Annotated in this window: 5 protein-coding genes; 2 read left to right on the top strand and 3 right to left on the bottom strand. The window is 60.8% G+C overall.

The window, feature by feature from the left end:
- Positions 1-11: 11 nt before the first annotated feature.
- The 3 genes from BLR44_RS02875 to BLR44_RS02865 form a co-directional block, all read right to left on the bottom strand.
- Positions 12-3,368 carry a VCBS repeat-containing protein gene (locus tag BLR44_RS02875; RefSeq protein WP_143017080.1) on the bottom strand — a complete coding sequence of 1,119 codons (3,357 nt, stop codon included), beginning with the start codon at positions 3,366-3,368 and terminating at the stop codon, positions 12-14.
- Between the two features lie 74 nt (positions 3,369-3,442).
- The gene (locus tag BLR44_RS02870) at positions 3,443-5,035 is read right to left on the bottom strand and encodes a RagB/SusD family nutrient uptake outer membrane protein (RefSeq protein ID WP_089678725.1); all 1,593 of its coding nucleotides are present in this window, start codon (positions 5,033-5,035) and stop codon (positions 3,443-3,445) included.
- 18 nt (positions 5,036-5,053) lie between these two features.
- Positions 5,054-8,077, bottom strand: coding sequence for a SusC/RagA family TonB-linked outer membrane protein (locus BLR44_RS02865; protein ID WP_089678723.1), 3,024 nt, complete (start codon positions 8,075-8,077; stop codon positions 5,054-5,056).
- Between the two features lie 636 nt (positions 8,078-8,713).
- Between BLR44_RS02865 and BLR44_RS02860 the strand changes: the two genes are divergently transcribed.
- Together BLR44_RS02860 and BLR44_RS02855 are read left to right on the top strand one after the other, a co-directional pair.
- On the top strand, positions 8,714-11,149 hold the full coding sequence (locus tag BLR44_RS02860) for a beta-galactosidase (protein WP_218126998.1): 2,436 nt from the start codon (positions 8,714-8,716) through the stop codon (positions 11,147-11,149).
- Between the two features lie 42 nt (positions 11,150-11,191).
- Positions 11,192-12,535: a sugar porter family MFS transporter gene (locus BLR44_RS02855; RefSeq protein ID WP_089678719.1), complete on the top strand. Its 1,344-nt coding sequence runs from the start codon at positions 11,192-11,194 to the stop codon at positions 12,533-12,535.
- The last annotated feature ends 39 nt before the right edge of the window (positions 12,536-12,574 follow it).

The raw sequence follows: 12,574 nt of genomic DNA, 5'->3' as shown, positions 1-12,574 counted from the left end.
GGGATAGGAGATTAAGGTTCGAGTGCATACGACGGGTCGGGCGGCTCCGTCCGGGCGAAGGCCCGCAACGGTCCCTGGTTCTGGACGACGATCAGGAGCGGGCCTTGCGGCGTAGCGACCGGTGCCACGCGTCGCCCCACTCCTTCCACCCAGAAACCACTCTGCCGGGGCGGCACCGGTTCCCACTGCCCCGTGCCGTCGCCCCGCAACAGCAGGCCGACGCCGCCGTCGTGCTGCCCCTCCACCGGCTCGACGGAGTGGTCGTTACCGATCAGCCATAGTTCGGCCGAACTGTCCCTTTCCGAAGTGGTCAGCAGCAGGTCATTAACCGGGGCGCGCTGCGCGGCGGCGGGAAAAGGGTGGAAAACAAACCGGCGGTCGCCCTGATTTTCGAACCAGCCGCTCCGCTGCTCGTAGGCACGGGCCACGGAACGCACCTGATTGCGGACGGGCGCCAGGAGTTCCGGCAGGGTGGTCTGCGCGTAGCTGTCAAAGCGCTGGTACCGCTTTTTGAACACAGGGATTTGCCGCACCAGGTCGAACAGTGGCGGGGTGGGATACTCCTGCCCGTCTTCGTAGTAGGCCGGAATGGCATCCCACCGGCCGTTCCCGTCAAAGTCGCCGCCGTAGACCGACATGGGCTGTTGCGGACTGCACTGGTAGCGGGTGTTCAGGCCCAGATTTCCGGCCAGCAGGTCGAGGTCGCCATCGCCGTCCACGTCGGCCGCGGCGACACAATTCCACAGGCCGTTCGTCTCGCGCCGCGTGGCCGCGTCCATCGGTTGCAAACGGCCCCGGTCGTTGCGGTAGATCGTCAGCGGCATGTACTCACCCACCACCACGAGGTCGTCCCACCCGTCGCCGTCCACGTCGGCCCAACAGGCGTCAGTCACCATGCCGACGCGCGACAAGCCGGGGGCCAGGGAGTCGGTCTGTTCCGTAAAGGTGCCGCCCTGGTTCACCAAGAGTGCGCTGACGCCGGGCTGCGGAAAGGCCAGCGGCACGAGCCGCCCTCCCCGAAACAGGTCCAGATCGCCGTCGTGGTCCACGTCGGCAACGGCCACGCACCCACCGCTATGGCGGATTTCGGGCAAGCGGTTCCGGTCCAGCCGAAAATTCCCCCGCCCGTCGTTCATGTAAAGCCGGTCCTGAAAGTACGGCGATCCGTCCGGAAACTCGTTCGACCCACCGACGATGTACAAATCCAGGTCGCCGTCACCGTCCGCATCGAACAGCGCAGCATCCACGTCTTCTTCCTGCTTGTCCGGCGCAGGGTCGAGGGCGCGCGACCGAAACGTTCCGGCGGCCTCCTGCAGAAACAGCGTGCCCGCATGCCGGTACGATCCTCCAACAAACAGATCCTCCCGCCCGTCGCCGTTTACGTCGCCGACCGCCAGGCACGGTCCCTGTTCCGAAAGCTTGTGGGGCAACAGCGGCTCCACGTCGTAGTCCATGTAAAATTCTTCCTGATGCACGTAGGTGAGCCCGCGCGCCGCGGCGACTTCCTGCCACTGCGGTACGGGTGGCGACGAAGAAGCGTACGGCTCCGTCCGGCTGTCTTCGTAGCGCACCGTAAGGGTCTGATTGACCGGTACATGCTTCTGTACTTCCCAGCGCCCGTCAGGCCACCGCACCACCAGGGAATCGACCCCGGCGTGGTCGCCCAGTCCGAAGAGGAGCGTGTAGTCGACGGACGACTGGTAGCCGCGCGTAACCGCCACGTGGCGCGTCTGCGGCATCCCGTCCGTGTAGATCGTGACCTCGCTACCGAGTCCTTTTGTATTCTGTGGCGGCCCTGCCAACTGAACTTTCAGGAAGGCTGCGCTCGTGGTGGTGTTGCGGAGCAGCGTGGCCGGCGCGTTGAGGTTGTTGATAATCAGGTCCGGGTCGCCGTCGCCATCGAGGTCGGCGTAGGCCGCGCCGTTCGAAAAGGAAGGGGCCATGCCCAACGCCGCCGACTGGTCCTCGAAACGCTCGCCCCGCTGGTTGCGAAACAGGCGGTTTTGCCGGGGAATCGAAGCTTGTTGCGTTGCGCCTTCGCGCATCACCCGGTTGGTGGTTTCCACGTCGCCGGAGGACGCCACCTGGCTGTTGTGCACGATGAAGTCCATGTCGGTGATGTCGCGCAGGTAGCCGTTCGTGATCAGCAAATCCTGCCACCCATCGAGGTCCACGTCGACCCAGAGCGGCGCCCAGCTCCAGTCGGTCTGGTGCAGGCCGAGCTGCTGCCCGATCTCCGCAAACACCGGTCGCGGCCCGTTGTGGCCGAGGTTCAGGTAGAACATGTTGCGCATGTACTGCGGATGGTAGCCCGCCCGGACCATCGTCTCGAACTGGTGGGGGTTGACCGGACCGGCCATTTTTTTCTGATCGACGGGATCGGACGGCAGCATGTCGACCACCAGCGCGTCGGGCAGGCCGTCGTTGTTCACGTCGCCCACATCGTTGCCCATCGCAAAGTGGGCGTGGTGCCGGAAGTAGGCCTTCGCCGATTCGGTAAAAGTGCCGTCCTGGTTATTGACGTAAAGGTGGTCGTTGGCCAGAAAATCGTTCGAGACCCACACGTCTTCCCAGCCGTCGCCGTTCAGGTCACACACCGCCAGCCCCAGCCCGAAGCCGTCGTGCCGGATGCCCGCCGCGTGCGAGACATCGACGAACGTGCCGCCGTCGTTGCGCAACAGCTTGTCGACCGACAGGCCCGTGCCGTCTTCTTTCAGCGGTGTCAATTTGTTGGGATTGCGGATGGCGTTGGTGCTCGTCATCAGGTAGGCGTCGAGATCGCCGTCCCGGTCGTAGTCGAAAAAAGCCGCTTGGTTGGTGTGCGTTGTATCGGCCAGACCCCACGACGCGGCCACTTCCCGAAAGGTCAGGTCGCCTTGATTGAGGTAGAGTTGGTTGGTGCGTTGCGCGGCCGGGTAGTTCCCGGAACGGCAGACGTACAGGTCGAGTAAACCATCGCCGTTCAGGTCCACCATCGTGGCGCCGGTGCTCCACCCGCCGGGTTGGATGCCCGCCGATGCTGTAATGTCTTTGAAGCGGAAATCGCCCTGGTTGAGGTACAGCCGGTTGGGCACGCGGTTGCCCGTAAAAAACAGGTCGGGCAGTCCGTCGTTGTTGAGGTCGCCGACCGCGACGCCGCCGCCGTTGTAGACGTAGTAGAAATCCACGAGGTTGAACGTGTCGTCTTCTTGCAGGGCATTGACAAAATCGACGCCCGACTCCGCCGCGGGCACCGCCGTGAAGCGCGTCGCCGGTGCGGGCGGTGCGGCCTCCGGAGTTCGGGGCGACTGGCAGCTGAAGGCACTCCCTAGCAAGAAGAGGAGGCAACTGGACAAGCTGCGGCGGTATAGGTGAACGTCGGTCGTCATGGGAGATGTCAGGAAAAAGGCCACCGTGAAAGATGGCCTTTTTCTATGATCCTATTCTCAAACGCATGAAGTTTTTACTGCCACTGCGGGTTCTGGCTTACGTTCGCGTTGCCCAGGATTTCCTTCAGCGGAATGGGCAGCACGTAGTCTTTCGCTTTGGGCTGGCGGTTCACGCCGTAAAGCGTCGCGAAATGCCGGATGTAATCTCCCAGGTAATCGGGCGAGCCGCCGAACGTGCTCTTGCGGCGCAGTTCCGGGTACATCACCTGCTCGAAGGCAAACTCCTGCATCCGTTCGTGCACGATGGCATCGCGCAGGCTCTCCTGCGACAAGCCGCTCAACTCGGGCAGTCCGGCCCGGCGGCGCACCTGGTTGATGCCCAGGTAAGGATCGCCCGTGCCACTTTCGTTGCAGGCTTCCGAGTGGCCCAACAACACGTCGGCATAACGCAGGTAGATGGTGTTGCGCTCGGTCGAGGTCCACGCCCCACCCGGCTGAATTTCGGTCAGCTTGGCCGACCACGCTTTGCCGAACACCAGCTCGTCCGGATTGTTCGGGTTGGCATTGGGATCGACGATGCCCCCGAACCGCGAGAGGTTGTAGGGCGCGTCGGCGCTCCAGTGGACGATGGGGTAATTGCCGTCTGCATCTTTGGCGGTGCGGCCGGTGGGGTATTCGTCCAGGAACGTCCCGGCGAGGCGCTTGTCGTTCTCGTCATAGCTCGCCCGGAAATCCTGCGTGGCGCTCAGCCAGCTCCAGCCCGCCCCACCCAGGTCGGTCGGCAGGTCTTCGGGGTTGAAGTGCGCCGAGTGGTTGTTGTACTCGTTGGCGTTGGCGGCCGCCGAGACCTGCCCTTCGAAAATGCGCTCGCCCATGTTCTCGTGCGCCACGTCGAAGTTGTAGCTGAAATCTTCGTAGAGCGTCAGGCCGCTGTTGGTCACGATGTCGTCGGCAGTGGCCTTCGCTTCGGCCCATTTGCCGTCCCACAGTTGCGCTTTCATCAACAGCGTTTTGGCAGCCCACTGGGTAGCGCGGCCCAGGTTCGCCCCGGTGTATTCGGTCGGCAACACGGCCGCGGCCGCCTGGCAATCCTGGTAGATCTGGTCGAGGATGGCCCGCGTGCCGCCGCTGTTCGTCGGCAGGCTGCTCAGGTCGCTGGACGCCGTGGTGGTCAGCGGCACGTTGTCGAAATAGCTCAACAGGCCGTAGTAGTAAAACGCCCGCAGAAAGTAGGCCTCACCCTTCAGGCGCGCAATGCGGTCCGCGTTGGTAGGGTCGTCGATTTTGTCGGCGGTTTCCAGGATGGCGTTGGCCCGGTAGATGGAGCGGTAGCACTGGCCCCAGTAGGCTTCGATCACGTCGTCCTGTGCCGTGACGTTCCCGAGGTTGTACTGCAGGGGCTGCTTTTCCCAGCCGACCTGGTAGCCGACGAGGCACTCAAACACGTAACGGTTGTAAAACAGGTTGAACCAGTCGCCGCTGCCCATGGTCAGGTCGTCGTAGATCGCATTTACGCCTAGCTCCAGTTCCGTGGCCGAACTGTAGAACGTGTTGGGGTTGATGAAGTCAGGCGTCTCTTCCAGGTCCGAACAGCCCAGCGACAGGCCCAGGGCGAGCACCAGTGGCCAGCGGGAGATGCGGAGAAGAGAAGTATAGGTGGTTTTCATAATCATGGAGGGTGGAGGTTAGAATCCCAGGTTAAAGCCGGCGGTGAACGTACGGGCGCGCGGGTACGCATCGTAGTCGTCGCCGCGGTTCAGGTTGTTCTGTCCCTGGTTGTTGACTTCCGGATCGAAGCCGGTGTACTTGGTGATGACGAACAGGTTCTGGGCGCTGACGTAGAGCCGAACGGTGCGGAACACTTTGGAAGCCGGCAGGTTGTAGCCCAGCGCGATGTTCTGCAGGCGGATAAACGACCCGTCTTCGATGAAGAACGACGAGCGGCGGAACGAAGCAAAGTCGCGCTTGGCATCGGCGGCCGGTCGGGAGGCATTCGGGTTGTTGGGCGTCCAGGAGTCGGTCAGGATGTTGGCGATCTGGTTGATTTTCTGCGCCCCATCGCCGATTTCCGACTGTTGCAGGTTCCGTACGTCGTTGCCCTGCACTCCCCGGAGGAACACCACCAGGTCGAACCCGCCGTACCGTACCGTGGAGTTCAGCCCCCAGATGAAGTTGGGGTTCGGGTTCCCGATGATCTTGTAATCGTCGGCGGTGTAGGCCCCATCGTCGTTCAGGTCTTCGTACTGAGGGTTGCCGCCCTCGTCCACGCCGATGTAATGGTAGCCGCGCCAGATGCCGATGGGATACCCGGCTTCTACCCAGCTTCCGTCGATGCCGAGGTGACCGCTGGGGCTGCTGGCGAAGAAAGGCGTGCTGCTGCCCAGGTCTTCGATGCGGTTCCGCAGGATGGATACGTTGGCACTCAGGTCCCAGCTAAACTTGTCGGTCGCTACCACTTTGCCATCCACCGCTACTTCCAGCCCTTTGTTGGTGAGCGAGCCGGTGTTTTTCAGGATGGTACCGAAACCGGTGCTCTGCGGAATGGAGACGTACAGCAGCAGGTCGGTGGTGCGGTTCCGGAAGTAGTCGACCGAAACGCTCAGGCGGTTGCGCAGAAAGCCCATGTCCAACCCCGCATTAAACATGCCCGTCTGTTCCCACTTCAGGCCGGGGTTCGGCAGACGCGTCGCGGCGTAGCCCGACACCAGCTGGTTGTTGAAGATGTAGTAACGCGGGCTCAGGTCCGACGACGACTGGTACGCCGGAATTTGCGAATTCCCCGTCACACCGTAGCTCAGCCGCACTTTGAGTTCGTCGAACACGTTGTCGAGCCCCGAGGACTCGAAGAAGCGCTCGTTCACGACCCGCCAGCCCAACGCCGCCGAGGGGAACGTCGCCCATTTTTCCAGTCCGAACTTGGAGGAGCCGTCGCGCCGCGCCGTCAGGGTCAGCAGGTAACGGTCGCGGAAGTTGTAGTTGACGCGGCCCAGGAACGACTTCAGCACCCAGCCGATGCGCGACGAACTGCCGATCTGCGGGCTGGTGCCGTTCTGGAAGTTCAGCGACATGAAATCGTCGGAGTCCAGCCCGCGGACGCTCTGGAACGCCGAAACGTTGTTTTCTTTCTGGTAGGTGTAGCCCACGGTCACTTCCAGGTTGCTCTCTCCGAACGACTTGCCGTAGGTCAGGATGTTTTCGTTCAGGATGTTGACCAGGTTCCGGTCGAAGCGCTGCAACTCCCGCCCGTACTGCCGCCCGAGCCGGGTTTTGCTGTTGTAGAACGTGTTGCGGGTCGCGTTGAGCAGGTCCGCGCCGACGCTGGTCCGAAACTTCAGGTCTTTCGTCAGGTTGATGGTCAGTGCCGAGGTACCGAAAAAGCGGTTGGTGGCGTCGCGGTCGACGCCCTCTTTGGCTTCGGCCACCGGGTTGATCGTGAACCGACCGTCGTACAACGGGTAGTTGTAGTTGCCGTTTTCGTCATAGACGGGCACGGTGGGGTCCAGCCCCAGGGCGGTGATGATGATCCCCCCCGGCCCACCCCGGTCGGTCGGCACGTTGTTCCCCGTCGTGCGGGCCAGCGACCAACTGTTGCTCAGCGTGGCGCGTCCGTTCAGGAGGTCGTTGTCGAGGTTCATGCGCAGGCTGTAGCGCTTGAAGTAGGTGTTCTCGATCAGCCCCTGGTTGTTCTGGTAGTTGCCCATCACGGCGTAGCGCGCGTTGGTGTTGCCGCCCGTCACCGTCAGCTGGTTGTTCCAGATGCTGCCTTGGCGGAGAATTTCATCCATCCAGTTGGTACCCTGCCCGAAAGAGGCCACCTGCGCGTCGGTATACCGGGGGCTGCCGCCCTGGCTCACGTCCAGCGTATTCAGGTAGCGCGCGTAGTCGGAGGCACTGAGCACGTCGATGTTGCGCGCGAGGGTCTGAATCGAATACGAGTTCTCGAACGTCACGTTCGTGCTGCCTTCCTTGCCGCGTTTGGTGGTGATCAGCACCACGCCGTTGGCACCGCGCGACCCGTAGATCGAGGTAGCCGACGCATCCTTTAACACTTCGATCGACTCGATGTCGTTCGGGTTGATGGAGGCCAGGGCGTTGGTGGGCTGGCGGTTGCCGCCCGTGCCGAAACTGCCGTTGTCGGGGTAGATGGGCAGCCCATCGATGACGTACAGCGGTTCGCTGCCGCTGATGAGGGAGTTGGCCCCCCGCACCCGTACGGACAACCCACCGCCCGGCGCAGCCGAAGCCTGGGTAATCTGTACCCCTGCCGCCCGGCCCTGCAAGGCCTGGTCGACGGTCGTGACGGGAATGTCCTTGAACGACGCCGCCTTGACGGAAGCGACCGAGCCGGTCAGATCACTCTTTTTTACCGTGCCGTAGCCCACAACGACGACCTGTTCCAGGTTCTGGATGTCTTCTTCCAGCGTAACGTCGACGGTGCTGCGGTTGCCAACGCTTACTTCCTGATTGAGGTAGCCGATGAAACTGAAAATGAGCGTTGTGTTGGAGGGGGCACTCAGCGTGTAGGTGCCATTCAGGTCAGTCGTGGTGCCCTGGGAGGTGCCTTTGATCAGGACGTTAACGCCGGGCAACGGATCGCCCTCAATCGTTTTGACAGTCCCCGAGATGCGGCTTTGGCTGTAACCTGTCGTCGCAGCCAACCCGCAGCACCAGAAGAGCAGAAGGAAAAGGTAGTTGTGGTGGTTTTTCATAGGGTAGGGTGTTCGTTCGAACTTCACTGAGGATTGCAATTACACGGAATTCCCACGCAAATGGAATGGACAAAAGTCGTTTTAGGATGGACTATCTTACGCCGCATCAACCACACACCTCTTGTTTGCATAGTCCAATCTCAATCACACCAAGCCTTATCTGCTGATTATCAGCACTATACCTCAAATGAGCGTACCCTCGCTCGAACGTACGCCGGGCGTAAATACGTCCAGCCCAGGCCACTCCTACCGCCCCATACCTTTGTCGGCCCTGCCAGCGTTTCGCTCCGACAACAGAAGAGGCTCCCCTTTCTATAGATGAATAGGAATCAGGTTAAAAGCACGTTACGGCTTGATTCTCCGGATGAAGTAGGGACTCAAACAGCCCCCAACGCCTTCCCGCACAGTGCTGATACGCGCCCCCCGCCCCCCGGCAGCCGTTCACCCCTCTACGCCTACCATAATATAATCCATCATAGCCATAAGATTCGCCATTCCCTTTTTGCGTCAGGATTTAAATTTTTGTATTTCAGATCCAGTCAGCTTTTCATCACAATCATTCCGATTTAAGCTAAGCGTGCGAAAGGTCCTTTCACCACGAAGTATTTCACCTCCACACGCAACTACTTTTCACCCATGCATGCAACCATGATCGGCCACCACTTCCAACGTTTTCTCTGGACAAGTCTGGTAGGGCTGGCGTTTACATCTCTCCGGGCGCAGCAGGTACATGACATTGATTTATCGCCCCCCCCGGAAGCACTCAAGCGCGGACATCTGATGTTGGGAGGGCATACTCCGCAGGGGGATAGCCTGTTGGTGAACAGCCAGTATGTGGAACTGAATCAGGTGCCGTTCGTGCCGATCGTCGGTGAATTTCATTACGCCCGCTATCCGGCAGATTTTTGGGAGGAGTCAATTCTGAAAATGAAAGCGGGTGGCATCAACGTCATTGCCACGTATGTCTTCTGGAATCTCCATGAGTACACCGAAGGGGAGTTCGATTGGCAAGGCAACCTCGATCTGCGGCGTTTCCTCCAACTCTGTGCGAAGCATCACCTGTATACGATCGTTCGGCTAGGACCCTTTGCCCACGGGGAAATGCGCAACGGTGGCTTACCCGATTGGCTCTACGGTCGTCCCTTTGAGGTGCGTTCGAACGACCCGGGTTATGTAGCCTATGTGGAGCGATTATACGGACAGATCGCCCACCAACTGCAAGGCTTGTTGTACAAGGACGGTGGGCACGTGATCGGCGTCCAGTTGGAAAACGAGTTTCAGCATTCAGCGGCGCAATGGGAGTTGTCCTATCCCGGCACCGCTCCCGAATACACCGTGGCCGCCCGCGACGAACAGGTGACGCACGCGGGCGTCAGTGTCAGCCACATCGCCAACGAAAACGAGGCGTACGGGCAAGATCACATGGTGAACCTGAAAAAGATTGCCTACGCGAAAGGCCTTGATGTGCCGCTCTACACGGCAACGGGCTGGGGCAATGCCGCCATTGTCCCGCGGGGTTCTCTTCCCGTGACGGCGGGTTATGTCTACCCTACCTGGGCTCCTCCCGCCCCCTCCCCTTTTTACTTGTTCAAAGACATCCGTCGGCAACCCGACTATTCGCCGGTCAGCTACGAAACGACCTTGTACCCGTCCATCCCGGCCGAGTTAGGCAGTGGCATCCAGATCACGACCCGTCGCCGCCCGACCGTGCTGCCCGAATCGCTGGAGCCCCTCATCGTCCGCACGTTGGGCAGCGGGTCCAACGGCATCGGTTACTACATGTACCACGGGGGTTCGACACCCAGCCGGGATGGGAAGTATTTCAGCGAAGAAATAGGCGGACTCCCGAAGATCAGTTATGATTTTCAGGCCCCCATCGGGGAATACGGCCAACTGCGCCCGCACTACCACAGCCTCCGCCTGCTCCACCTGTTCCTGGAAAGTTACGGCGACCGGCTCGCGCCCATGACGACGTACCTGCCCGCGAACCATGCCTCTCTTACCCCGACCGATACAGAAACGCTCCGTTACGCGGTGCGCACCGATCAACACGCCGGTTTTATTTTTCTGAATAATTTTCAGGACCATGTGGCCACGCACGACCTGTCCGGCCTGCAACTCCGCCTGCAACTACCCGATGCGGCTATCCAACTTCCGGAGCGGGGCACGTTCACCCTACCAAGCGGCACGAGTGCGATCTTGCCTTTCTTGTTGAACCTGGAAGGGACGCTGCTCCGTACGGCTACGGTACAACCGCTCACAATCCTCCGGCCCGAGGGACAAGCGCACTATGTTTTTTTCTCGCACGAGGGTCTGCCTCCGGAACTGGTATTCGCCGGTTCGCCCTCCGTAAAGACCGAAAATTGCCGGGCCACAACCCAAAACGGCTCCGTTACGGTTAGGGGACCGGCCGATGAAATCTTTCGGTTTCAACTGGAAGGAAAAAACTTCCTGGTCCTCCCCCGCGCGCTGGCGTTACAGGCCTGGAAGAGCCACGACGAGCATCTCCTTTTTTCGGAAAGCACTTTGTTGGAACAGGACACCGGTTGGCAGCTACTCAGCCTGGGCACTCCCCTCGCGCAGGTGCTGGTGTATCCCACGGTAAAAACTCCTGTGCAGGTCACGGGTGCGACCCTTGAAAACATGCGGTCTCCGTCTAAACTACTCTCGGCCTTCCAGTTGCGCTTTCGGGAGATTACGCCGGACGTCCACGTCGAACAAGTAACGCCGAACAAATACACGCTTTCTGCTCCTTCCGGGTGGCAAGGGCTCCATGACGTGTTCCTGCAGATCCACTACACTGGCGACCGCGCAATGGCTTTTGTCAACGGACAACTCGTCGCCGATCATTTCTACTACGGACCGCCCTGGGAAATGGGACTGCGGAGGTTTAAAGCCCCCTTGCAGCAACAGGACATGACCTTGTTTTTTCATCCGATCCGCAAAGAGTATGCTTATTTGACCGATTTGTCGGAGGCAGCGTTGCCCGACTTCTCAGAGGCGACGAGTGTCCTGGAAATCAAAAAGATAGACTTTGTTCCAGAGTATGCCGCCTTTTTCCATTGGCAATAACCTTAACCGTTCAGCCCTCCACCACACGACTTCTTTGTTTATATGACCGACTCTCACGCTTCACACCACCGCTACATTCTGGGCATTTCTTTCATCTCGGCACTGGGCGGCTACCTGTTCGGCTTCGACTTCGCCGTCATTGCCGGGGCGCTACCGTTTCTGCGGCCGGAGTTCGGCCTGAACGCCTGGTGGGAAGGATTTCTGACCGGATCACTGGCGCTGGGGTGCATGCTCGGGTGCGTGGTCGCCGGGGGGCTGGCCGACCGTTACGGACGCCGTCCGGGATTGCTGACCGCCGCCGCCATCTTCGCCGTTTCCTCGCTGGGCATGGCCTTTTCGACCAGTCTAGGCCTGTTCGTAAGTGCGCGCTTTGTGGCGGGCATTGGCGTCGGGATGGCCTCGATGCTCAGCCCGCTCTATATCGCCGAAGTGTCGCCCGCGTCTGTGCGGGGTCGTAACGTGGCGATCAACCAGCTCACCATTGTGATCGGCATTCTGGTCACCAACCTCGTCAATTACCTGCTTGCCGACAGCGGACCCGACGCCTGGCGGTGGATGTTCGGCCTGGGAGCCGCCCCGGCGTCGCTGTTTCTGCTCGGGGTACTCTGGCTGCCCGAAAGCCCGCGCTGGCTACTGATGGTGGGTCGCGAAACGCAGGCCCGCACCCTCCTGCGGAAACTCGGCGACACCCAGTTTGTGGAAGATACCTTGCGCGACATCCACCGAACGGCCCACAGTGCGCCGAACGTATCGTTTGCGGCGGTGTGGGAAAAGAGCGTTCGTCCGGCGGTGGCGGTCGGCATCGGGCTGGCCGTGTTCCAGCAGCTCAGCGGCATCAACGTGGTGTTCAACTACACCTCCACCATTTTCGAAGCCGTCGGGGCCAGCCTCGACCGGCAGTTGTTCGAAACGGTCGCGATCGGCATCGTGAACCTCTGCTTTACGCTGCTGGCGATGGGCCTGGTGGACCGCGTCGGGCGGCGACCGCTCATGCTGGCGGGGGCCGGGGGGCTGGCGGTGCTCTACGTGGTGCTGGCATCGCTGTTGCAACTGCAGGCAGCCTCGGGGCTGGTCTCTCTGTCGGTGCTGGCGGCCATTGCGCTCTACGCCACTACGCTCGCGCCCGTAACCTGGGTGCTGATCTCCGAAATCTTTCCGAACCACCTGCGCGGGATAGCCACTTCTGTGGCCATCGTGTCGCTGTGGGGTTCCTACTTCGTGCTCGTGTTCACCTTCCCCATCCTGGCCGAATGGCTGGGCACTTACGGGCCGTTTTACCTGTACGCGGCCATCTGCCTGCTGGGCTTTTTCTTCGTTCGTCGGAACGTCCGCGAAACCAAAGGCAAGACCCTGGAGGAACTGGAAGGGGTGTATGCTGGCCATTGACGCCCTCACCCCGCGAGCTTTTTTTACTTTCTCTTTCTT

The organism is Catalinimonas alkaloidigena, from assembly GCF_900100765.1.
Classification (GTDB): Bacteria; Bacteroidota; Bacteroidia; order Cytophagales; family Flexibacteraceae; genus Mooreia; species Mooreia alkaloidigena.
This window is presented reverse-complemented; position numbering and strand designations above follow the sequence as displayed.

Coding starts and splice junctions, on each gene's coding strand:
- BLR44_RS02875 (WP_143017080.1), bottom strand. CDS start 3,368: ATGACGACCGACGTTCACCTATACCGCCGCAGCTTGTCCAGTTGCCTC.
- BLR44_RS02870 (WP_089678725.1), bottom strand. CDS start 5,035: ATGAAAACCACCTATACTTCTCTTCTCCGCATCTCCCGCTGGCCACTG.
- BLR44_RS02865 (WP_089678723.1), bottom strand. CDS start 8,077: ATGAAAAACCACCACAACTACCTTTTCCTTCTGCTCTTCTGGTGCTGC.
- BLR44_RS02860 (WP_218126998.1), top strand. CDS start 8,714: ATGCATGCAACCATGATCGGCCACCACTTCCAACGTTTTCTCTGGACA.
- BLR44_RS02855 (WP_089678719.1), top strand. CDS start 11,192: ATGACCGACTCTCACGCTTCACACCACCGCTACATTCTGGGCATTTCT.